The sequence below is a fragment of the Arthrobacter mangrovi genome (assembly GCF_026011795.1).
In the GTDB taxonomy this organism is placed as follows: domain Bacteria; phylum Actinomycetota; class Actinomycetes; order Actinomycetales; family Micrococcaceae; genus Crystallibacter; species Crystallibacter mangrovi.
On the sequence record NZ_BRVS01000009.1, the window covers coordinates 99,550 to 120,883 of the forward strand.

Annotated in this window: 20 protein-coding genes; 7 read left to right on the forward strand and 13 right to left on the reverse strand. The window is 66.7% G+C overall.

The features are described from left to right. Positions 1–32: 32 nt before the first annotated feature. From AHIS1636_RS11705 to AHIS1636_RS11735, 7 genes are all read right to left on the reverse strand, one after another. Complete coding sequence (locus AHIS1636_RS11705; protein ID WP_264796008.1) at positions 33–479, reverse strand: hypothetical protein; 447 nt, start codon at positions 477–479, stop codon at positions 33–35. A 60-nt stretch (positions 480–539) separates the two neighbouring features. Further along, positions 540–1,115, reverse strand: a complete 576-nt coding sequence (locus AHIS1636_RS11710; RefSeq protein WP_264796009.1) for a hypothetical protein — start codon at positions 1,113–1,115, stop codon at positions 540–542. Between the two features lie 86 nt (positions 1,116–1,201). Further along, the gene (locus tag AHIS1636_RS11715; RefSeq protein ID WP_264796010.1) at positions 1,202–1,645 is read right to left on the reverse strand and encodes a hypothetical protein; all 444 of its coding nucleotides are present in this window, start codon (positions 1,643–1,645) and stop codon (positions 1,202–1,204) included. 92 nt (positions 1,646–1,737) lie between these two features. After that, positions 1,738–2,106: a hypothetical protein gene (locus AHIS1636_RS11720; protein ID WP_264796011.1), complete on the reverse strand. Its 369-nt coding sequence runs from the start codon at positions 2,104–2,106 to the stop codon at positions 1,738–1,740. Further along, positions 2,099–2,794, reverse strand: a complete 696-nt coding sequence (locus tag AHIS1636_RS11725) for a signal peptidase I (RefSeq protein ID WP_264796012.1) — start codon at positions 2,792–2,794, stop codon at positions 2,099–2,101. Before AHIS1636_RS11725 ends, AHIS1636_RS11720 begins: the two co-directional genes overlap by 8 nt. Positions 2,795–2,894: 100 nt before the next feature. Next, positions 2,895–3,506, reverse strand: coding sequence for a TasA family protein (locus AHIS1636_RS11730; RefSeq protein WP_264796013.1), 612 nt, complete (start codon positions 3,504–3,506; stop codon positions 2,895–2,897). A gap of 186 nt (positions 3,507–3,692) precedes the next feature. Next, positions 3,693–4,118, reverse strand: a complete 426-nt coding sequence (locus tag AHIS1636_RS11735; protein ID WP_264796014.1) for a hypothetical protein — start codon at positions 4,116–4,118, stop codon at positions 3,693–3,695. A 193-nt stretch (positions 4,119–4,311) separates the two neighbouring features. On the opposite strand from AHIS1636_RS11735, the gene AHIS1636_RS11740 reads away from it, so the two are divergent. Beyond that, positions 4,312–6,033: a sensor histidine kinase gene (locus tag AHIS1636_RS11740; RefSeq protein WP_264796015.1), complete on the forward strand. Its 1,722-nt coding sequence runs from the start codon at positions 4,312–4,314 to the stop codon at positions 6,031–6,033. On the opposite strand, the gene AHIS1636_RS11745 is transcribed toward AHIS1636_RS11740, so the two are convergent. After that, on the reverse strand, positions 6,026–6,520 hold the full coding sequence (locus AHIS1636_RS11745; RefSeq protein ID WP_264796016.1) for a PepSY domain-containing protein: 495 nt from the start codon (positions 6,518–6,520) through the stop codon (positions 6,026–6,028). The genes AHIS1636_RS11740 and AHIS1636_RS11745 overlap by 8 nt on opposite strands. Before the next feature lie 290 nt (positions 6,521–6,810). Here AHIS1636_RS11745 and AHIS1636_RS11750 point away from each other — a divergent pair, with 290 nt between their 5' ends. Beyond that, positions 6,811–7,095, forward strand: coding sequence for a DUF1540 domain-containing protein (locus AHIS1636_RS11750; protein WP_264796031.1), 285 nt, complete (start codon positions 6,811–6,813; stop codon positions 7,093–7,095). A 14-nt stretch (positions 7,096–7,109) separates the two neighbouring features. On the opposite strand, the gene AHIS1636_RS11755 is transcribed toward AHIS1636_RS11750, so the two are convergent. Genes AHIS1636_RS11755 through AHIS1636_RS11765 form a run of 3 tightly spaced genes read right to left on the reverse strand, consistent with a single transcriptional unit; the run spans position 7,110 to position 11,088 of the window. Then, positions 7,110–9,254: an iron ABC transporter permease gene (locus tag AHIS1636_RS11755; protein WP_264796017.1), complete on the reverse strand. Its 2,145-nt coding sequence runs from the start codon at positions 9,252–9,254 to the stop codon at positions 7,110–7,112. 11 nt (positions 9,255–9,265) lie between these two features. Next, entirely contained in the window at positions 9,266–10,234 is a 969-nt protein-coding gene (locus AHIS1636_RS11760) for an ABC transporter substrate-binding protein (protein ID WP_264796018.1), read from the reverse strand. Continuing rightward, positions 10,231–11,088, reverse strand: coding sequence for an ABC transporter ATP-binding protein (locus AHIS1636_RS11765; RefSeq protein WP_264796019.1), 858 nt, complete (start codon positions 11,086–11,088; stop codon positions 10,231–10,233). Before AHIS1636_RS11765 ends, AHIS1636_RS11760 begins: the two co-directional genes overlap by 4 nt. Positions 11,089–11,265: 177 nt before the next feature. Here AHIS1636_RS11765 and AHIS1636_RS11770 point away from each other — a divergent pair, with 177 nt between their 5' ends. Next, positions 11,266–12,033 carry an SGNH/GDSL hydrolase family protein gene (locus AHIS1636_RS11770; RefSeq protein WP_264796020.1) on the forward strand — a complete coding sequence of 256 codons (768 nt, stop codon included), beginning with the start codon at positions 11,266–11,268 and terminating at the stop codon, positions 12,031–12,033. A gap of 286 nt (positions 12,034–12,319) precedes the next feature. Here AHIS1636_RS11770 and speB read toward each other — a convergent pair whose 3' ends face one another. Together speB and AHIS1636_RS11780 are read right to left on the reverse strand one after the other, a co-directional pair. Beyond that, on the reverse strand, positions 12,320–13,318 hold the full coding sequence (gene speB / locus AHIS1636_RS11775) for an agmatinase (RefSeq protein ID WP_264796021.1): 999 nt from the start codon (positions 13,316–13,318) through the stop codon (positions 12,320–12,322). Positions 13,319–13,361: 43 nt separating this feature from the next. Next, complete coding sequence (locus AHIS1636_RS11780) at positions 13,362–14,735, reverse strand: MFS transporter (protein ID WP_264796022.1); 1,374 nt, start codon at positions 14,733–14,735, stop codon at positions 13,362–13,364. A gap of 168 nt (positions 14,736–14,903) precedes the next feature. Between AHIS1636_RS11780 and AHIS1636_RS11785 the strand changes: the two genes are divergently transcribed. From AHIS1636_RS11785 to AHIS1636_RS11800, 4 genes are all read left to right on the forward strand, one after another. Beyond that, positions 14,904–16,418: a PucR family transcriptional regulator gene (locus AHIS1636_RS11785; protein WP_264796023.1), complete on the forward strand. Its 1,515-nt coding sequence runs from the start codon at positions 14,904–14,906 to the stop codon at positions 16,416–16,418. Between the two features lie 457 nt (positions 16,419–16,875). Next, complete coding sequence (locus tag AHIS1636_RS11790) at positions 16,876–17,940, forward strand: acyltransferase family protein (RefSeq protein WP_264796024.1); 1,065 nt, start codon at positions 16,876–16,878, stop codon at positions 17,938–17,940. A gap of 70 nt (positions 17,941–18,010) precedes the next feature. Beyond that, entirely contained in the window at positions 18,011–18,511 is a 501-nt protein-coding gene (locus AHIS1636_RS11795; RefSeq protein WP_264796025.1) for a serine O-acetyltransferase, read from the forward strand. A gap of 326 nt (positions 18,512–18,837) precedes the next feature. Beyond that, positions 18,838–20,946, forward strand: coding sequence for an acyltransferase family protein (locus tag AHIS1636_RS11800; protein ID WP_264796026.1), 2,109 nt, complete (start codon positions 18,838–18,840; stop codon positions 20,944–20,946). Positions 20,947–21,334: the final 388 nt, after the last annotated feature.

The following is a 21,334-nucleotide window of genomic DNA, read 5'->3' on the forward strand; positions in this document are numbered from 1 at the left end:
TCGCCCGCGGACGGCGCCGGCCCGGGTTCGGCTCAAGGGCTGGGGGATCCGCTCGGGGCCGGGGAGACAGGTTGCGCCGTCACGCTGGGCTGGCATTCCAGCCCGCTGGAGCTGCTGGTGGCGACGGTCGGGAACGCGACGTCGACAGACTCCCCCGGTTCAACCGTGAAGTCTTGTTTCTTCACGCCGATCACCTGCGAGTCCGCGGTGCGCACCACCGAGAACTGCACTGTGTAGGTGTTGGGGCTGCTGCCGACGTTGCGCAGCGTCGCTTTGCCGCGCCACACGCCGTTCTCGTCGGGGGCGCATCTGAAATCGGACAGGACGCCGAGCCCGGCGGACGGGGACATGCTTCCCGTCCACGACTGGCTCGGCGACATCGCCGGGCGGGTTTCCGGGGGTTCCCCTCTGGGCTCGGAGCATCCGGCCAATGCGGCGGCCAGTACCGGGATGGCGGCGAGGATAAGGATAGGTCTCACGTCCACAGGGTAGGTCCGGGTGCGGCCGCGGGTCGTCATCCGTTCCGGGTGATCAGTGTTTCAGCGCGGCGGGCGGGAGGCCGCGTCCGCCTTCCCGTCCGGAGCGCTGACGGACGGCGCCCGTTTCGGCCAGACGGTGTAGGACAGGGCGATGATGCCCCAGATGCCGAGGACCAGGCCGATCCGCGGGAGCCACCCCGCCAGTTCCGCCGTCCGCGAGGCGTCGCCGACCAGCCAAATGCAGGCCAGCAGCACCGCCGCGCTGATCGCGCCGGCCAGGATCGCCTTGCCGAACTCCCGCCACTCCTGGCGGGCACGCTCCCACCCGTACAGCTTCGGCCGGGCCGGTGCGCCGTCGAACCGCTGCGCGAACTTGGCATCGAGCCAGCGGACCAGGCTATGCCCGAACGCCACGGAGATCCCGAGGTAGAGTGCACCGAGCCCGTGGCTCCAGTCAGCAACGGCACCGCCGCGGAGATCGATGACAATCAGGGCCAGCAGGACGACGTCGATCAGCGGCACCGCGATCAGCAGGGCCCGTGCCGTGCGCGGCTTCCGCAGCACATACCGCGCCACGAGCGCCAGCACGAGCACGACCCAGAAACCAATCTCGCAGGCAATGATGGGCAGCAGCATCGAATCCCCCTGTAGATATGGCTGCGGTCGGTTCCAGCGTAGCCAGCCCGGGGCGCGCTACCCGTCATCCTTCCGGAGGAGAAATCTCAGGTGCAGGTGACGGTTCCGGGCAACGGCGCGCCGGTCCAGGTGTTGGTGGTGCCGGGGACGTCATAGTAGCCGCGCAGTTCAAACTTCCAGCCGCTGTATTGACCACGGCCGCCAGATAGTTGGATGTCTCCACCGTCAGGACCGAGGAGGTTCTTCTTCTGTATCAGCTTATTGTTGACATCGAAGAGCTGGATCTCATGACGATTGGCGAATGCAACCGGCGTGTAAGGACTCACGTCAATGCTGACCGTGCCCGCCTGGCATATAACGGTGACGGCGGTGGTGGGAGCTGGGATGGTGGCTGTGCTGACGGGCATCGCGGCGCCGGCGTAGGCGGTGAAGGCGGCCTGGGCCATGGCGGGAATCCCGAGGAGCGTGAGGGTCAGGGCGAGGACGACGGCGGCGCGGAGCCTTAACCGGTGGGTCACGGTGAGTGCCACGTCCGTTGCTCCCTTCTCCTCGTCGTCGTACTTCAGTGTGGGGTAAGCGGCTCAAGGTTCCCGGAGACGGAGCCTCAAGAAACGCGCAATTCCTACGCCGCCCTGGGCACCGGCGGGAGGCCGGCGGCGGCGAGGACCGAGCGCATGGCTCCGGTGAGCAGCTCGCCGGCGGGACCGGGGCCGGGCACCAAGCCGGCGCGGAGCTCGGCCTCCAGGCCGCGGCAGTGGTGTTCGATCCGCAGGGCGCCGGCCATGTGCGAGGAGACCTTCAGGCTTAGGACGGCGTCCATCGAGTCCTCGGCGTTGCCGCGGCGGAGGGTGTCCAGCACGCGGCAGACCCGGGCCGGCAGCAGCTCCAGGTAGCTGCGGAGGAAGGTCCGCATCGCGAGCTCCTCGAGGGAGTCGTCCGCGAGGCTGAGGGGACGGTCGGAATCCAGGTCGGGAATGTCGGTGTCAGCCATGGTACGCCGGTTCCGTGTCGGTATGTATGGTGGCTGTGCTGTTGGTGTGGACGGGGGCTGTGATGTCGGCCGACCCGGCTGAGGCGGCTTCGGCCGAACCGTCGCTGGGCTTGCGCCAGATGCTGACGAGCATGCCGGCGACTAGCAGCGCCGGCGCCCCGTACATCAGGACGTTGCGCACCAGGGGTTCGCGCAGGGCACGTATGACGGTCCCGAGGTGCGGGATGGTGAAGGCGTGCCGGTAGACGGTGTCGCCCTGCAGCGTCGCAGTCCACGGGTCGGCGCCGTTGTTGGCGTCGCCCTTGGTGCGGACGGCCGTGGTGCCGTCGGCGTTGGTGGTCACCTCGATGATGCGGTGGGTTTCCACCCGCTGGTCCTCGACCGGGATGTGGTAGGTGATGATGTCGCCCTCCGCGACCGAACCGACCGGCACGGGCACGGAGACGACCACGTCACCCGGATTGATCAGCGGGGACATCGAGCCGGTCAGCATGGTTGAAGTCTGGTACCCCAGCACCCGCGGGCCGATCGCCAGGAAGAGGAAGGCAGCGGCGGCAACGATAAGCACCGTGGATGTCAGCACTTGGGTAGCTATCCGACGGCGGCGGCCTCTCTTGCCATCCTCGCCGAAGGAGGTTGCTGCGGGCTGCGGCGAACCCGCCTGTCCATGCGCGGAAATCGTTGTCATCTCAGTGCGCTTCCTCGTGATGCCGGATCTCGATGCTGATCGGGCGGCGGCTCCCCCAACAGAGCCGCCGCCCTTATGGATGGTGGTTCGGTAGGAGCGTTTACTTCAGGGATCCGGCCTTCTGCGTCGCGGTGAAGGCGAACGTCAAGTTGTTGCCCAGACCTTCGAAGGTGTCGTCAGCATCCTTAGGCAGGGAGAGCGTGAGCCGAAGGTTGTCGCTGTTGTTATGAGTCAGCGCCGCGAGCTGGCCCAGATCAACCCCCTTCCGCACAACCGCACCCGGTACCACCACGGAGGTGACCGTGCCTCCGTCCGCGCACGTGTAACCGCCGCTGTTGGTCCCGCTCCAAGAGGTGGAGCACCTGTCGATCGTCATCTGCAGCCCGTTTGCGGTTCCATCGACGAGGGCGTTCTGAGTTGAAGCGCTCGTGGTCAAATATAGTCCGCCCAGGTCCGATGTGCCGTCGTTGGTGACGGTGGCTACGCGCTGCATCGAGTCGCCCGGCAACAGACCCGCGGCACCGACCTGCCAACCGCTCTGGGCACCGTTGGCCAGACTGATGTTGACCTTTCCTGTTCCGACGTCTGTGCTTGCGTTGGTGGAACCGGAGAATTCACCGAAGGTGCCGAGGCCGGCGACGGCGGCGGCGGTCGCGACGAGTGCGGCGGAGGCGAGGAGCTTGCCGGAAGTGGTCTTCATGCTGATGCCCATGTCATCTGTCCTTTGAACGGTGCTGCGGGTTTCGGTGGGCCGCTCTTCCGGCCTGATGACAACGACTATCCGGGGGCACCCTCAAGGATTCGGCCGCTTTTGATTCAAGCTTTCGGCAAGTTTTGCCCCTGTGTCTCAAGCCGGCTCAAGCAACTCAAGGCAGGCTCAAGAAGCCAGCCCGGAAGCTCAAGGCGCGGCCGGCTCTCCCCTCATCACGGCGGACGGTGCCATCATCTTTTCCCCCGTCGCTTGATGGAAGGGACTCTTCCCCGCCAACAGGCGGTTCAGCGGGCTCTTTTGCCCCTTCGCTCCCGCGGGCCAGACAAGCCAGAAGACGAGTTCCTCGGGCTGGATGCCGCGCCGGTGCGCCTCGCGGAGGAGAGACGGGAGGCCCGGGATGACCCGTCCGCCGTCGTCGAACTGGAACCCCGGGTAGCGCCGCTCCCCATTGACCCGGACCTCCAGGATACGGTCGGCCAACACGAGCCGGTGGAGGGCCTGCGGCGTGACCTGCAGGATGGCGGCCGCGTCGGCCGCCGCGAACAGCCCGTACGCACGGTTGATGGACCGCCAGCAGGCGGCGCTCGGCCGAGGCCAGACAAACGGGTCCATGCTCGCCTCCGGACCCACAGAACCGGATGGGAAACAACCCCCCAGCTTTAGGTTCCCGCCAGCGCGGCGGCGCCGCCAGAGCCGAACGCCCCGTAACGTGCCCGGCGCGCGCCAACTTCCTGCCGGGGCGCTATTCTTGCCGTGGATTACCGTTCAACCTGCCGGCCTTCCCGTCATCCTGGAAAGGAGGCGCATGCCCCAGCTGCGCGCCCAGCTGCCCTTCGCCAGGAACTTCCACAGCCTCGGCCTCCGCACCCGCGTGGTGCTGTGCCAGCTGCCGCTGGTCTCCTGCATGCTCGTGGTCACTTCGGTGTTCGCGCTGGCGGAACCGGCGATGTTCGCGAACCCGCTGTTCACGCTCTGCCTCCTGCTGCACGCGGTGCTGCTGGCGGCCTGCGCCGTGGTGCCTTGGGAACGGCTGCCCGAGCGCAGTTTCCAGATCGTCCCGGTGCTGGACTTCGTCCTGATCGCGCTGCTGCTGCACGCTGTTGGCCGCACCTACTCAAATCTGATGCTGCTGCTGGTCTTCCCCGTCATCTGGCTCTCGGTCAGCAAGTTCAAGAGCCGGATCCTCGTCGCCTTCGCCGGGACGCTGGCTACCGCCTTGGTGCCGCTGCTGGCGCCAGGCGGCCTGGATGCCGGCCACCTGCTGCGCCTGGTCCTGCTGCCCTCGGTCATGCTGGCGATCTCGATCTCCGTGCACATCATCGCCAACAACATGGACTTCCAGCGGGACCAGCTCGCGGTGAAGGAGGCCGAGGTCCGCCGTCTGCTGGCCGCCAGCCGCGAGCGCGAGCAGCTGCTGCACGCCGTGGTGGACAGCATCGACGTCGGCTTGGTCGCCTTGGACGCGGAGGGCCGGGTCACGCTCACCAACCGGCAGCAGGACGCGTTCGCCGTCCGCGCGGGCACCAGCAGGGATGCGGCGCCGGACCTGCAGCAGGGGCGGCAGAGGATTTACGACGGCGACGGCGTCACCTTCCTGGCGCCGGAGTCCCGTCCGGTGCGGCGGGCCGCGGAAAAGCAGGACGTCGCCGGGCAGCTGCTCTGGCTCGGCGAGGAGCCGCAGCGCATCGCGGTCTCCGCCACGGCCCGCAGCATCGAGGGCCAGGACGGCGACTGCCCGGGCGGCTCGGTGGTGCTGTTCAAGGACGTCACCAACCAGCTGGCGGAGCTGGCTGCCAAGGACGACTTCATGTCCGGCATCTCGCACGAGCTGCGCACCCCGCTGACCTCGATCCTGGCCTACCTTGAACTGGCCCTCGAGCACCCGGACCTGCCCGCCGAGGTCGCTGCCCACCTGGAGGTGGCGGACCGCAACGCCGAGCGGCTGCTCACCCTGATCTCCGACTTCCTCTCCGCCTCCGCCGGCACCCTGGAAATCCGCCCCGAACCCACCGACCTCGCGGACGTCGTGCGGGCCGCCGTGCAGTCCGCCGCGGCCACCGCGGCCGCCAAGGACATCGCGCTGGATAACCAAGTGGACCACGAGCTCGTCGCGGCCGCCGACCCGGCCCGGATGGGCCAAGTGCTGGACAACCTGCTCTCCAACGCCATCAAGTACTCCCCCGCCGGCAGCACCGTCAGCATCCGCGGCTGGCAGCACGCCGGTGCCTCCGTGCTCGAGGTCGCGGACACCGGCTACGGCATGGACGACGCGGACCGGCTGCGCGTCTTCGACCGCTTCTTCCGCTCCAGCTCGGCGCGCCGCTCCGGCATCCACGGCACCGGCCTCGGCCTGGTCGTCACCAAGGAAATCGTCGAGCGCCACGGCGGCACCATCGACGTCGCCAGCGCCCTCGGCGAAGGCACCACCTTCACCGTCACCCTGCCCGCGGCCGAAGGCCGGTCCTCCAGCGCAGCCACTAAGCCGGAAGCCGGCTCTGGCGGCCTGCGCAACAGGGCAGCTACTTGACGGTCTCTCCGCTAACGGCATCGATCAAGACATCCGTGCTCTGGCCGTCGGTGCTGGTGACCTCGATCTTCCACACGATCTTGCCGTTCTCCTTATCCAATGAGGCCTCGCTAACCTGACCGCTGGCTTGTTGCTGCGCGGTAGCCATCGCCTCGGCCATCGTGATCTTGGCCTGCCCCAGCTGCGAGCGGTCCTCCGGATCAGCCGCCCGGGAATGCTGCTCGAGCACTTTGCTGCCGTCGGGTGAGACCAGCACCCGGTAGTCGGTGTCGGCCCCGACCACGTCCACGCGCCAGGCCTGGGTCCCGTTCCGGAAGTCCAAAACCATGGCGTCGCCACCCTGGACCGCGGCCAGGGCGGTCAGGAGCGCGGCGCTTGCGTTGGGTTCTCCTTGGGCAGCCGGACTGCCGCCGGCTCCGCCTTGCCCGGGTGCCGAACCTCCGGGTGACATGCCCGGCGAGGTGCTGGGCATCGTGCTCGGAGCCATCTGGCTCTGTGTCGGCCCCGCTGTCGTTGGAGACCCCGGTTCCGACGAATCGCAGGCGGCCATCGACAAGGCCAAACCGGCTGCGGCGGCAACAGCGGATAGATTCCTACTTAAATGCACCATGCCTCATCGTCCCGCCGCTCCGCCAACGGCAACCAGAGCCTTCCGTACCAAATCAATCCCGAGGCTTTAGGTCATGCAAACGTGCCTTTTTGAATTACGTCAGCAGGCATACCGTAATTAGAGGCGCCGCCGAAAGGGCGGCCGAAGACGGAGGAATCATCATGACCGTGACCTCGCATGTAGGTGACTGCACCGTAACGAACTGCTCCTTCAACGACCACAGCGAATGCAATGCCGCCGCGATCACCGTCGCCGGGGGCGAAGACCACGCGGCCTGCGCGACCTTCATCGACACCGGCTCCCACGGCGGACTGCCCAAGGTCCTGGCGAGCATCGGCGCGTGCCAGCGCTTGGAATGCACCCACAATGACAACCTGATGTGCCAGGCACCGACGATCCATGTCGGGCCCGGCAGGGACAACGCGGACTGCCTCACCTACAGCCACAGGTAGGGCCGGTACCTGGCTCAGGCCGTCCGGTCCACCCGTGACCGCCAGAGCAGGTAGATGAAGTAGGGCGCTCCCACTAAGGACGTCATGATGCCGGCCGGGATCTGGGCCGGCGCGATCACCGTGCGCCCGATGGTGTCTGCCAGCACCACCGTGCAGGCACCGAGCAGGGCGGCGACGGGCAGCACCCGGGAGTGCCGCGCGCCGACGAGGGACCGGGCGGCGTGCGGCGCCACCAGGCCGACGAACGCGATCACCCCCACCGAAGACACGGCCCCGGCGGTCAGCAGCACCGCCGTCGAAAGCAGCAGGACGCGGGATGGTCCCAACCCGATCCCGAGGACGCGGGGCGAATCGTCGTCGACGGCGATCAGGTCGAGGTCGCGCCGCAGGCCGGCCAGCACCGGCACCGCCAGGAGCAGCGCCACCAGCGGCGGCAGCACCGAGGCGAAGGTCCGGCCGTACGTGGAGCCGGAGAGCCAGGTCAGCGCTTTTGTCTGGTTGTAGGGGTCGGTGGTTACCAGCAGGACGGAGATGATCGCCAGCAGCCCCGCCGAGACGCCAATGCCGATCAGCACCAGCTTGTTCTGCTGCAGCCCGCTGCGGAACGCGAGTCCGAACACCAGCAGCGCGGTCAGCGCCGCACCGGCCAGCGCCGAACCGGTGACCAGCCAGGCACTTGCCATCGGAACGCTCGTGAGCACGATGATGGCCGCGAGGCCGCCGCCGCCGGACACGCCGATGATGCCCGGCTCGGCCAGGGAATTCCGGGCCACGGCCTGGATCAGGGCACCGGCGATCGCCAGCGCCGCGCCGGCGAGCACCGCGGCCGCGACGCGCGGCATCCGGGTGCCCAGGACGGCGCTGACCCGGTTGCCCGACTGCCCGGTGAGCCAGTTGGCCAGGTCCCCGAGCAGCAGTTTGGCATCGCCCAGCAGCGCGCCAGCCACCAGCAGCCCGGCCAGCAGCACGATCAGGCCCAGCAGCACGCCCAGGTAGGTTCTGCGGGAGCGGAGCCGCGCCAGTGCATCGCCGGCGGCGCTCAGCCCCGCGTCGGACATCCGCAGCGCCAGGACCACCAGGAACACCGCGCCGAAGACCGTGGTGACGGCCCCGGTCGGCACTTCCACGCCGACCTCGGCCCCGAGCACCACGCGGACCACCACGTCGGCGCCGATCACCACCACCGCACCGGCCAGCCCGGACAGCGGCAGCAGCACCCGGTGGCGCCCCAGGCCGCGGACGCGGGACGCCAGCAGCCGCACAATCGCCGGCGCGCACAGGCCGACAAAACCGATCGGTCCGGCGACGGTCACGGCGCAGGCGGAGAGCAGCACGGCCAGCACGACGGCGCCGGTGCGGGCCAGGCGCGGATCCGCGCCGGCCAGCCGGGACGCGTCATCGCCGAGCCGGAGCAGGTCCATCCGCCGGGCCATGAGCAGCAGCCCGGCGATAGCCAGCAGGATCACCGGCGCGAACTGCACCAGCTCGTCATTGCTGGTCTGCGCGATGCTGCCCTTGCCCCAGGCATACAGGCCCGTGGTTTCCTGGCTGAACAGCAGCAGCAGCCCGCTGGTGGCCGAGTGCAGGCCCAGGGCCAGCGCGGTGCCGGCCAGCACCAGGCGGATCGGACCGCCGTTGCCGTTGGCGCCGGCACCGGACAGGGCGAGGACCAGCAGGGCGGCGGCGAGCCCGCCGGCGAAGGCCAGGCCGCCGGACAGCAGCGCGGGCAGCGTGATCCCGAACGCCGCCACGGCGACAATCGCCAGGTGGGCCCCGGCGTCGACCGCCAAGGTATCCGGCGAGGCGAGGACGTTGCGGGTGGCGGACTGCAGCGCAGCGCCCGCCACGCCCAGCGCCACGCCCACCAGCACCCCGGCCAGCAGCCGCGGAATCCGGGACGCGGCCAGGACCGCGGCCTGCTGGTCCGAACCGCTGCCGGTGAGCAGGCCGAGAAGTTCGGCCGGACCCACAGCAGCGGTTCCCTGGGTGAGGTGGACGAGCGCGAAGAGGAGCAGGAGCACGAGCCCGCAGCCGGCAACCAGCCCGGCACCGGACCGGCCCCGTGTCTCCGCGCCAGCCGGATCCGGCGCACCCGCAACCGAAGTACCGGCAACCGAACTACCGGCGGCCGGGGCGGGCCTCTTCGCAGTCTCGGTCATCGTCGCGGGCGCTACTTCGTCAGGGTCGAGACGAGGGCGTTGACGTACTGGGTCATCGAGGCCGGTCCGCCGAACATCCAGATGCCGTCGTCGAGGCGGTGCACCTCGCCGGCTTCCACGAACGGCAGCGACTTCCACACCGCGTTGTCGGCCAGCTCTTCGGTGAAGTCCTTGTCGGCCTTGTTGGTGATGTAGACGAAGCTGTCCGCATCGAGCGTGGTCAGGCCCTCGACGTCGGTGGACGCCAGCCCGTAGGCGGCGTCGCCTTCCATCTCCCACGGGGAGACCAGGCCGAGTTCGGTGTTGATGTCGGTCATCAGCGATCCCTTGGCGAAGGGCCGGATCGAGACCTGGCCGTCCGCGACCCAGCCGTCGGCGAACGCCACGCGGGAGCCGGCCAGGCCGGCCTTCTCGAGCGCCGCCTTGCCCTCGGCCACCGCGGCATCGTATTCGCCGATGGCCTCTGCGGCCTTCGACTCCGTGCCGGTCGCCTCCGCGATGAGGTTCAGGTTCTCCTTGGCCTGGTCGATCTGGCCGCTCGCATCGGCGGATTTAACGACGACGACGGGGGCCAGGTCTTCGAGCTGCGTGATCACGTTCTCGGCCAGGTCGGTGGTGGCGACGATCAGGTCCGCGTCCAGCGACGCGATGGTGTCGAAGCTGGGCTCCCCGCGGGTTCCGATATCGGTCACGTTGCCGTCGAGCGGTACGGAGGAAACCCACGCACCGTAGCCCTCGACGTCGGCCGCGCCCACGGGCGTGACGCCCAGGGTGACCAGGTTTTCAACCACGTTCCATTCGGTGCCCACCACGCGCTTGGCCGGGCCGTCGAGTTCCACCTCGACGCCGCGCGAGTCCGTGACGGTGAGGCCGGCGCCGCCGGCAGCAGCTGCCTGTTCGGCCGGCTCTTCGGTCGTGCCGCAGCCAGTGAGCAGCAGCGCCAGCGCGCCGACGGCGGCAAAGGCCTGGGTGATCTTCATGAACGGGTTGTCCTTTCGGGTTGGTCATGCTGACGGTCGGTGTGCCGGCCGACCGCGCGGGTGCGCAGCCTGCCGGTCAGCGGATCGGTATGGGTGACAATCGGGATGGCGTAGACCCGGCTGAGCAGGTCGGATTCCAGCACTTCATGGGCAGGGCCGGCGGCGGCGATCTTTCCCTCGGACAGGACGACCACCTCGTCGGCAAGCGCCGCAGCTTCGTCGAGGTCGTGCAGCACGAGCCCCACCGCGACCCCGTGGAGGCGCGCCAGGTCGTAGACGAGGTCGAAGATTTCCACCTTGTAGCGCAGGTCCAGATGGTTCGTCGGCTCGTCGAGCAGCAGCACGGAGGTGTCCTGGGCCAGGCAGCTGGCCAGCCAGACCCGCTGCAGTTGGCCGCCGGAGAGTTCGTGCACTCCGCGGCCGGACAGTTCGGTAATACCGGTAAGCGCCATCGCGCGTTCGACGGCGGCTCTCCCCTCGGGATCGGCGGCCCGCCAACGTCCGCGGTACGGGTGGCGGCCGAACTCCACCACGTCACGGACGCTCAGCCCGTGCGGAACCGGACGGCTCTGCGACAACAAGGTCACATGACGGGCGAAGTCGCTGCGCTTCATCAGCAGCGCGTCGGCATCTTCGCCGCCATCCGTGGAAACGGACACGCTCCCGGAAGACACATCGTGCAGCCGGGCCAGGGCACGCAGCAGCGTCGACTTGCCGCTGCCGTTCGGCCCCACTAGCGCCACGATCCGGCCCCGCTCGAGCCGCAGCCCGGCACCGTGGACCACGTCCCTGTCCCCGTACCGGAGCACGAGTCCGCTGGCGTCAAGCCCGGCGCTTCCCCTGTAGTGATTCACGAAGGATAGAGTAGCTTAGGCTTACCTAATCACCCTACTTCACGGTCCCACGCCGTAAATATGACTCAATGGCAGCGCCGTCCCGGACTCCGACAAGTCTTCTGGCTGAGCCGACTGGAGCACGGAACGGCGGGTTAGAATTTGCCAGTCCTTGGGGGAACTTTGTGGGGGTCTGCAATGCCGAACGTCTCGAAGCACGGGAATGACAGCGGGAAATTCCGGGTCATCTGGCTGGGCGTGCTGTCGCTGCTCATCCTGGCCCTAGCTGCCTGCACAACGCCGCCGAGCGCTTCTTCCGTTTCCTCCAGCCCCGCCGGGACGATGTCCGCTGCCGAGCCGGCCCCGATTGCCTTGGTCATCGGCGACTCGCAGGCAAACGCCGGCAACGCCGTCCCGACGAGCAAGTCGTGGGTTTCCCAGGGTCTCGCCCGGGCCGGTTACGTGCCCCGGATCGAGGGCTACGGCGGAACCGGTTTCCTGAAGGGCCGCCCCAAGGACGGCCACCCGTCCTACTTGGAGTCGCTGAAGAACGGCGTCTACGACCTGCCCGCCCGAAACGTCGGCCTCGTCGTTATGCAAGGCGGCGGAAACGACCTCAAGTATCCGGACGGCAAGATCAAAGCGGCGGCATTGCAGACCGTGGAGATCTTGAAGTCGAAGTACCCGAACGCGCGATTCGCCGTCGTCAGTCCCCTGAACCAGGGCGGCGACCCGGCCTCGCGGCGCATCGAAGTCGCCCAGGTTCTCGCCCGCGTCGCAGAAGCGGAGGACGCGCCCTTCATCGACGCCACGGGCTGGGTGGCAGAAAGTAACCTCACCCGGCACCTATACCCGGACGGCCTGCATCTCACCCCTGAAGGGCATGACCGCCTCGCCCCGGTGTTCGCCAAGGCGCTGGCGGATGCCGGACTCGCTGCTGTCGTGCCCGCCGTCCGCTCCAGCTGAAAGGCCGCTGGTGAAGCCCGGCTGCCCCGTGCCGGAACTTCCGCTGACGGACCCTAGATGGCCGATACGATCCAGATGATCAACGCAATGGCTATCAGGATGCCGACGATGGTCCAGATCAGATTGCTGCCGCGCATGGTGCTACCTCCCTTCACTGCGAGGACTCCATTCTGCGCCCACAGGCGCGCTTTCGTCTCCGAATTCAGGAAAAATTGAGGTTCAGCTTCACCTGACGGCAATGACCCCGGGGCCAGCGGAAGCCCCGGGGTCACGCTTCGAGCAATGGTCAGACGGCGGCCGCTTCAAACTCGCCCTCGTCGAGAGCCGAGACGCCCTTGTCCCGGTTGACCATCAGCGCCAGCAGGTCGAAAACCACCGTGGCCGCGGCGAGCGTGGTGATGTCGGCATGATCGTAGGCCGGTGCCACCTCCACCACATCCGCGCCGACGATGTTGATCCCGTTCAGCCCGCGCAGCAGGGACAGCAGCTCCCGCGAGAGCAGCCCGCCCATCTCCGGAGTCCCGGTCCCCGGCGCGAAGGACGGATCCAGCACGTCGATGTCGATCGACACGTACACGGGAGTATCCCCCAGCCGCTCCTTGATCCGCTGCACCGCGGCCGGAACGCCGATCACGTCCAGGTCCGAGCAGCGGATGATCTGGAAGCCGAACTCGTGGTCCCGCAGGAAGTCGTCCCTGTCGTACACCGGCCCGCGGATGCCGATGTGCATGGACTTGTCCTCCACCAGCAGCCCCTCCTCGAACGCCCGGCGGAACATCGTGCCGTGCGTGACCGGCTGGTCGAAGTAGGTGTCCCAGGTGTCCAGGTGCGCGTCGAAGTGCAGCAGTGCCACCGGCCCGCGGGCCTTGTTCAGCGCCCGCAGCATTGGCAGGGCGATGGTGTGGTCGCCGCCGATGGAGATCAGCCGCTTGCCCTCCCCCAGCAGCGGCAGGGCCTGCTCCTCGATCTCGCGTACGGCCCGGGTGATGTCGTACGGGGTGCAGGCAATGTCGCCGGCGTCAACCACCTGGGTCTCGTTCACGGGTTCGACGTCGAGCTCCACGTGGTAACCGGGGCGCAGCAGCCGCGAGGCCTCGCGGACCCCTGCGGGACCGAACCGGGCGCCCGGGCGGAAGGAGGTGCCGCCGTCGAACGGGACGCCGACAATGGCGATGTCGTAGTCCGGAACGCGGTCGATCTGGGGCAGCCGGGCGAAGGTGCCGAGTCCGGCGTAGCGCGGAACCTTGGTGGCGTCGACGGGGCCGATCGGCTGGTGGTTGGTCATGACGGTGCTCCTTTGCGTGGCGTGGGTGGCGGTAGTGCGGGTGTTACTTGACGACGGCGGCCGGTGCGGCAGGCACGGCCGTCGGCTCGTCGGAGGTGAGTTCGTGCAGGGTCTTGTTGGCGGTCTCCGGTGCCAGCAGGAAGGTCGCGGCCAGGCCGACGGCGGAGATCACCGCGCCGATCAGCAGCGAGCCGGCGGCGCCGAAATTGAGGATGGCGAGCGGCATCAGGTACGTGCTCGCCGCGGATCCCACTCGGCTGATCGCGGTGCCGAAGCCGACAGCCGTGGCCCGGACCTCCGTGGGGAACAGCTCGTTCGGGTAGACGACCTCCAGGAAGCTGGACGCGCCGGACGCCAGCGCGAACACGGCGAGCGCCAGGAACAGCGGACCGGCGTGGACATCCGGAATGAAGGCCGGGATCGCCAGCGCCACCGCGATGATGCCGAAGCTCCACAGCAGCAGCCTCCGCCGGCCGATCTTCTCCACCAACCACAGGCCCGGCACGCCGCCGACCACGAACAGCATCGAGATCAGGAAGGACCCGCCGTAGAGGTTCGCGTCGCCGGTCATCCCGAAGGAGGTCAGCAGGTCGGGGGCGAAGGTGTAGACCGCGAAGAGCGGGATCACCTGCGCCGTCCAGAAGATCGAGACGAACAGCGTGCGCTTCCAGTACCGGCCTCTGAAGATGTCGGTGAAACGGCCCTGCTTCGACTCCGCGCCGCCGTCCTGCGCCACGTCGCCGACGCCGTACTGCGCGCCGTAGACCTTCTTGATGACCGCGTCGGCCTCGTCCACCCGGCCCCGTGAAAGCAGCCAGCGCGGCGATTCCGGCGTTCCCAGCCGGCACAGCAGCGTGATGATCGCGAAGAGCGCGGGGCTCGCCACCATGATGCGCCAGGCATCCGGCCCCGTGTCGCGCAGCAGGAAGCCCACGGCATACGCCACGGCCGCGCCGACCGCCCACACCACGAACGTCGCGCCGAGCAGCCGCCCGCGCACCCTCCGCGGCAGGAACTCCGCGAGCAGCGACGTCGCAATCGGATAGTCAGCGCCGATGGCCATGCCCAGGAAGAAGCGGCAGAGGACCACCTGCCACACCTCCGTGGCGAAGCCGTTGAGCAGCGAGAACACCGCCAGCGCGATCAGGTCCGCGATGTACATCTTGTGCCGGCCGATCTTGTCGGTCAGCCAGCCGAAGACGGCCCCGCCGAAGAAGATGCCGATCAGGCTTGCCGCCCCGATCAGCCCGATCTCGCCCGGTTCCAGGTCCAGCCCCGGCGTCATCGTGATCAGCGCGATGCCGATGATCGACAGCGCGTAACCGTCGATGAACGGGCCGCCCGAGGCGAAGAAGGTCAGCTTCTTGTGGAACCTCGTCAGCGGCGCGTCATCAATGAGATTGCTCGTTGCGCTCATTGCAGCTCTCTCTCGTCGTGCTCAGTCAGAGCGGGAATAACTGAGTCCATGATTCGCGAACGGCGTGACACAGGACACCCGCCGATTGACTACAAACGGATGGACGGTCTATACATTCGTCTAAACAACGACGACGGCGCTGCGGTTGGGCGCGGAGGGGAGCCTTGTATGGCCATTACCGTGTCCGAGCTGCTGGCCGAGCCGCAGCTCGGCCTTCGCCTGCTCGCGGGGAAAGCGGGCCTGCAGCACCGGATCACCTGGGCCCACACCTCGGACCTGCCGCGGCTGTGGGAGTGGGTCACCGGCGGCGAGGTCATGATGACCAACGGCCTGTCCATCCCGGCGGACGCCGCGGGACAGGTCGCGCTGGCGGAGGCGCTGGTCGCGGCCGGCGCGAGCGCGCTGGCCATCGGCGAGAAGATGCATGCCCCGGAGCTGACTCCGGAGTTCATCGAAGCCTGCGACCGGCTGCCACTGCCGGTACTCAACGTGCCGTATCCGCTGCCCTTCATCGCCATCGCCAAGTCCGTGGCCGAGTCCTCGCTGCTGGAGGAATCCCGCCGGCTGCGCCAGACCGCGCGGATCTATGACCTGCTCCGGCTGGCCGGCTCCCCCAGCCAGTGGCAGGCCATCGGCAACGGCCTGGCCTCCGAACTTGATGCGCAGCTGTTCGTCGTCGACCGCGCCTGCCACCACCCCTGGCACCCGGACGGGACGCCGCTCCCCTCCCGGCTGGCCGACGCGCTGCAGCCCTTCATCAGCTCGGCCCCCACTGCCGGCAAGAAGTTCCAGTGGCACAACACTGCCGCCGGCCATGTGTTGATGATGGACGTTCCGACGCACGAGGACGCGCTGCTCGTCGTCGTGCCGGCCGCCGAGCCGCACCCGGACGCCGTCGTCCTGCTACACGCCGCCTCGGTGCTCGGCCTCGAGCTGTCCCGCACCATGCTCGCGCTCGAAGACGAGCGTCGGCTCGGCTCCGAGTTCCTAGCCCAGGCGCTCGACGGTCGCTACGGCGCCGCCGAGCTGGAGCGCCAGCTCAATAGGTTCGGTCTCTCCCCCGAACGGTTCGTCGCCGTGTCCGTCCGCGGCCTCGAGCCCGAGCAGTTCGCCGGCATCCCGGTCGAACTGTGGCGCCACGGCCTCCCGGTGATCAGCCTCCAGCAGGCCGACACCCTGCATCTACTCCTGCCCGACTCCCCCGACGAGGCCCTGCTGCACGCAGCCCCCGACGGCGCCCGTATCGGGATCAGCCGGCCCGCCGTCGCCGCCGGGCTGCAGCACGCCCGGCAGGAATCCCTCTGGGCGGCCGCCACCGCCGCCCGCAGCGGCACGCGCCTCGCCCGCTACTCGGAGGGACCTAGCTGGCTTGGACTGACCGGCGTGGAGGAAGGCCAGGCCCTCGTCCAGCGCCTCCTCGGCCCGCTCCTCGAGCACGACCGCGACAAGCACTCCGAGCTCGTCCGGACCCTGCGCACCTACCTCGAGCAGCAGCGCTCCTGGCAGAAGACCGCTGACGCCCTCTTCACCCATCGCCAAACCGTCATCTACCGCATCCGCCGCATCGGCGAACTCACCGGCCTCGACATGACCGAAACCGCCTCCATCGCCCAACTCTGGTTCGCCCTCCAGCTCCACGACGCCATGACCCCGCGGCCGGACAACAGTTCCCCTACGCGGTAGCCCCCGCCGCCGACCCCGCCCGCATGGTCCAGGTGCTGCCAGCGCCCTCGGCGAAGGCACCACACTCCCCGCCGCGGACTGCCGAACCATCGGCTCATCCACGAAGCCGGAAGCCGCCACCCCGAATAGGGCGGGCCCTGTGCCCGCTCACTCGTTTAACCCTGAACGGGGGCGAACCGCCGCCTCCTGGCTCGGCACCTTCCGCACGTATGTCTACCGCGCAGACGGGATCGCGGCCCTCATCCTTTTCCAGCGCCGCCTTCTCAATGCCGCCTCGGCTTCCCTCGATTGAGCGCTAGCGTCCGAGAGCGAAAGCGTGGCCTTCAGAAAACATCCGCGGTTCCAAGTTCGAGCTGCTCGACCGCGTCGCCATCGTTCGGCCAAACGCTTTGCCGTTCATCCATGAATCGTTCTATTACACTCGGATGGATTCTGCTTATAAGGTCAAGGGGGAAAAGTGCGACTGGATTCACTCACGGGACTACGCGCCTTCGCGGCGCTACTGGTGTTCGGCCGGCACATCGCCTACCTGTTCGAGGGCGCGGAAGTGAACTTCCTGTCACCCGGAATGGTCGGCGTCTCGTTCTTCTACGTCCTCAGCGGGTTCGTGCTCACGTGGACGGCGAAGCCGGGAGACTCGTCGTGGCTGTTCTTCCAGCGCCGCTTCGCCCGCGTTTACCCTGCCTACGCTGTGGCATGGCTTGTGTCAATGGCCCTAATAGTGATTAGCAGTGAAAGCCCTGTTTGGCAGGACCTCTTCGCGTTGACGCTGCTGCAATCATGGTTCCCGGACGAGGCGATCTATTCGGGCGCCAACGTGGTGTTCTGGTCCATCTCGTGCGAGGCCTTCTTCTACCTTGTGTTCCCGTGGATCTTTCCACTCGCTCAGCGGCTCACACAGACCGGCCGGCTGACTGTTATCGCGGCATGCCTGGCGCTCGTTTGGGTGGCTGCCGCCATAAACGATCCGCTCGTGCCGGGAAGCGTTGGACACTGGTTTATTTACTTCTTCCCACCGACGAGGATGCTGGAGTTCATCATCGGGATCATGCTGGCCCTGCAGATAAAGCATGGGACAAGGCGCTTCCAAGTGCCCCTGTGGGCGGCCTCCCTGATCGCGTTAGCTGCCTACATGGCTGCCGCCTTCGTCCCGGATTCCTACATGCGGGTCGCCGTGACACTCGCACCGTTTGCGCTCCTCGTGTTCGCTGCTGCACAAACGGACCTGGCTGGAAAGGCATCGCTGTACAGGCTGCCCGTCTTCGTCACTCTCGGGGTATGGTCGTACTGCTTCTACCTGATCCATACGCAGGTTCTAGCTGTAGGGTGGACAACCCTGAATGTTGCATTCGGCTTCGCCCCGGAGGGTCAGCCCCTTTCCGTTCTGGTCCCGGCCCTCGCAGGCATGTTGTTCGCTGGCGTTGTCGCGTCGGCGATGCTGCATAAGGCCGTGGAGGCGCCGCTCGAGAAGCGCCTCCGGCCAGCGCAACGCACTTTGGAGCCGGCGAGCCCGAGAGGGTGACGCGGACCGGGGTGTTAGTTGCCCTACTGCCGAACCTTGTAATGTTAGGTGAAACGACAAACGGGGAAGAATGAATCTACTCGACGTGATCCGCGCCGACTGGGCTGCCGAGCCGAACAAGGCCGACCGCATCCCGACGACGATCTTCCGCGTGGGCCAGTGGTCCCACGGCAGGAAGGCGCTGCTGCTTATCCACTTGCTCTACAAGGTGGCAGACGCCATTATTGTGCGGGGCCTCCTCGGCGCGGAGATCCCCCCTTCAATCAAGTGCGGCCCAGGTTTCCGGCTCCGGCACTTGGGCCGCGGCGTCATCATCCACCCCAAAGCCGTCCTTGGCTCCCGCGTCTCCCTCTACCACCGGGTCACGATTGGTGAGGCGAAAGGCGAAGCTCCCGTGATCGGCTCCCGCATCCAGATCGGGGCAGGGGCCACGGTCCTCGGCGGCATCAAGGTATCCAATGACGCCGAGGATGTGCCCACCTTCGTAGGCGCTAACGCGCTGGTCAACAAGGATGTTGAGCACGGAACGACCGTCGCCGGCGTGCCCGCTAAGGTAGTCGCACGCCGCTAGAGATCACCGCTCGGGAGACTTCCACCCGGTTCGCGCCGTCTGTCACGGTGCAGCCAGCATCGAATCTAAGCACTATCATCCTGCCAACGTTGGACTAATAGCTCCTTGAAAGAGGAAGGATTTTGTTCAGTCATTGCTGGCTACTTCAGGCAGCCAGACACGGTCTACAAGCCATCAAGGTATTGTCCAGGCTCCGGCCACAAACCGGCGAGGGAGGGAACAAGGACAAGTCCAGCAGAGCAGTGAAAGCATGGTGAAACGTTCCCGGTAGAGTGTAGGTGCACGATAAATCGCTGATGCTATTCGGCAGACAACGCGGGGGAATGATGAGTACTGCAGTCTTGGCCAAACCGCGCCCAGATGCCGGCCAGAAGAAGAATGTCTTCCGGCCTGATATTCAGGGGCTGAGGGCCTTCGCTGTTCTGGCCGTGATCGCTGACCACTTGTTTCATTGGCCCGCTGGCGGGTTCGTCGGGGTTGACGTGTTCTTCGTAATTTCTGGGTTCCTGATTACTGGACTGCTGATCCGTGAGCACGAGAAAACTGGCACGATTTCCTTCACAAACTTCTATAAGCGCCGCGTGAAGCGAATCCTGCCGGCTTCGGTGCTCGTCCTCTTAGTTACCGCTGCGGCGGCATGGCTGGTATTCCCGGCGAACCGAGCACGGGAGACCACCGTGGATGCACTGTGGTCGTTCTTCTTTGCGGGCAACTGGCGCTTTGCCACCGAAGGGACCGACTACTTCCAAGAGGGAATGCTCCCCTCACCGCTGCAGCACTACTGGTCCTTGGGCGTAGAAGAGCAGTTCTACTTCGTGTGGCCGTGGGTCATGTTACTCGTCTACTGGCTTTTGGCGCGGAGAGGACTGACTTCGGCCCGGGTGATCCTTGGTTGGATCATGGGCGGCATCATACTGGCATCGTTCGGTTGGGCGGTCTTCGAAACGACTACCAGCCCGACGTGGGCGTATTTCTCGACGTTCTCTCGGGCGTGGGAGCTGGGTATTGGTGCGTTGCTCGCCGTCGCTTCGCCTATTCTGTCCCGTATCCAAGGCTCGCTTCGGCCGGTGCTGGGCTGGCTGGGGCTGGCTGGCATGTTCGCTTCCCTCTTCCTGATCACGGCGGGACCGGAATTCCCGGCCCCGGCTGCCGCGTTCCCCGTACTTTGTACTGCCTTGGTGATCGCGTCGGGAAGCGGGCAACCGGCCCAGGGAATGTTCGCGTTGACGAATCGAGCAGCCGGCTACATCGGCGACATCTCGTTCTCCCTGTACCTGTGGCATTGGCCAATCATTATTATCCTGGTGGCGTTCCTACCGAGTGACAGCGCCCTCTACTACGGGGTTGCGCTCGGGCTTACTGCTGCCTTATCGGTGGCGTCGTACCACTTTGTGGAGAACCCGTTGCGGCATTTCGAACTCGCCTCGACGAAGCGGCAGCGTCGGCGGCAAGTCAGCACGCGGACGGCAAATATCGCGCTCGGCGCTTTGGCGGTGATGACCGCGGCGTGTGTTACTTTCGCGCTGAACGATCCGCGGCACGTGGTGGACCAGGCGGACGCGCAGACCGGTCCCTCGTCGTTTGAGCAGCTAGCCGCTGAGCGAGCCGCAGAGGAGAAAGCCCATCAGACGTGCTTCGGAGCGGCTTCGACCCAAACAGATGCCGACTGCGCGGGCCTGCTTGATGACAGCCTTACGCCATCGATAGACGACTATGCGGATGATAATGGCAGCGGGTACGAATGCTGGCGGGGAGAGGGCGAAGAGTTCCAGGACTGCACCATCGGTTCCGCCAAAGATGACGCAATGCGGATTGCCGTGATTGGGGATAGCCACGCAGCGTCTATGCTCCCGGCGATTTCTGAGAAAGCTTTGGCGAATAATTGGAGCATTGATGTTTTCGTTGGTTGGGGCTGCCAGTGGAAGAAGCATGCAGACACGGACGACTGCCGAAGCGAACTCGAAAAGGTGCAGGAGAAACTTCTGGCCAAGGACGCCTACAACGCGGTGATTACCACTGCGAAGCGACGGGATCCTGGCCAAGAGGCCGACTCGGCAAGCGCCGGCTTCGCGGAAGTATGGGAGCCCGTCGCCGAACGCGGCACGAAGGTCATCGCCATCGCCGATGTCCCGGCTGTAAGCCAGCGTGCCCTTGAATGTCTCACCCGTGTTGGGTTTAACGTTAAGGACAACGACTGTGCCACCCCAAAGGATGAAGCCTTAGCCGGCACGGACCCGCTCATTGCCGCTGTTGAAACGGTTTCTGGCGCGGCTCTAATTGAGACGACCGACTACTTCTGCGATTTGAGTTCATGTCCTGTTGTCATCGGCAACGCTATTGCCTACCGGGATTCTGCGGCCCATATAACCGGCACTTACGCGAAGACCCTCGCTCCGTTCCTTGAACAGGATCTCAAAGCGGCACTGAAGGGGTAAGGCGCCCCGCACACGGGGCTAGCGGCAGTCCTCGCAATAGGTGCCATGCCCGTCCGAGTATCGCCCTTCTCCGGCCCTACTCAATAACAGTGCGGCGTGTCTGGGCGAACTCTCGGACCCTGTGCATGCCGGGGCTGTCCTCTTGTTGAGTGCCCCCAATATCTCTTTGAACGTGGAAACTCTTACTCAGCCATTGTTGCTTGTTCCTGACGGCCGGGCAAAAACCCCAAGTTATCCAGACCTTACCCAGACTCCAGGCCGCTGAACCCATCGATGACGAGTTCGACCAGATCGCCTCGCTCGCTGCGAATCTCGACCGCACACCCGAATCCGTTGTCTCCGTCCTCCAGCCGGACGTACTTGACGTTCGGGGACTGTAAGAAAAACG

What these genes read in the sequence shown, in the direction of transcription:
- AHIS1636_RS11710 (WP_264796009.1), bottom strand. Translation starts at nt 1,115, where the DNA reads ATGCTGCTGCCCATCATTGCCTGCGAGATTGGTTTCTGGGTCGTGCTC.
- AHIS1636_RS11720 (WP_264796011.1), bottom strand. Translation starts at nt 2,106, where the DNA reads ATGGCTGACACCGACATTCCCGACCTGGATTCCGACCGTCCCCTCAGC.
- AHIS1636_RS11725 (WP_264796012.1), bottom strand. Translation starts at nt 2,794, where the DNA reads ATGACAACGATTTCCGCGCATGGACAGGCGGGTTCGCCGCAGCCCGCA.
- AHIS1636_RS11730 (WP_264796013.1), bottom strand. Translation starts at nt 3,506, where the DNA reads ATGGGCATCAGCATGAAGACCACTTCCGGCAAGCTCCTCGCCTCCGCC.
- AHIS1636_RS11735 (WP_264796014.1), bottom strand. Translation starts at nt 4,118, where the DNA reads ATGGACCCGTTTGTCTGGCCTCGGCCGAGCGCCGCCTGCTGGCGGTCC.
- AHIS1636_RS11740 (WP_264796015.1), top strand. Translation starts at nt 4,312, where the DNA reads ATGCCCCAGCTGCGCGCCCAGCTGCCCTTCGCCAGGAACTTCCACAGC.
- AHIS1636_RS11745 (WP_264796016.1), bottom strand. Translation starts at nt 6,520, where the DNA reads ATGGCTCCGAGCACGATGCCCAGCACCTCGCCGGGCATGTCACCCGGA.
- AHIS1636_RS11755 (WP_264796017.1), bottom strand. Translation starts at nt 9,254, where the DNA reads ATGACCGAGACTGCGAAGAGGCCCGCCCCGGCCGCCGGTAGTTCGGTT.
- AHIS1636_RS11760 (WP_264796018.1), bottom strand. Translation starts at nt 10,234, where the DNA reads ATGAAGATCACCCAGGCCTTTGCCGCCGTCGGCGCGCTGGCGCTGCTG.
- AHIS1636_RS11770 (WP_264796020.1), top strand. Translation starts at nt 11,266, where the DNA reads ATGCCGAACGTCTCGAAGCACGGGAATGACAGCGGGAAATTCCGGGTC.
- speB (WP_264796021.1), bottom strand. Translation starts at nt 13,318, where the DNA reads ATGACCAACCACCAGCCGATCGGCCCCGTCGACGCCACCAAGGTTCCG.
- AHIS1636_RS11780 (WP_264796022.1), bottom strand. Translation starts at nt 14,735, where the DNA reads ATGAGCGCAACGAGCAATCTCATTGATGACGCGCCGCTGACGAGGTTC.
- AHIS1636_RS11785 (WP_264796023.1), top strand. Translation starts at nt 14,904, where the DNA reads ATGGCCATTACCGTGTCCGAGCTGCTGGCCGAGCCGCAGCTCGGCCTT.
- AHIS1636_RS11795 (WP_264796025.1), top strand. Translation starts at nt 18,011, where the DNA reads ATGAATCTACTCGACGTGATCCGCGCCGACTGGGCTGCCGAGCCGAAC.
- AHIS1636_RS11800 (WP_264796026.1), top strand. Translation starts at nt 18,838, where the DNA reads ATGAGTACTGCAGTCTTGGCCAAACCGCGCCCAGATGCCGGCCAGAAG.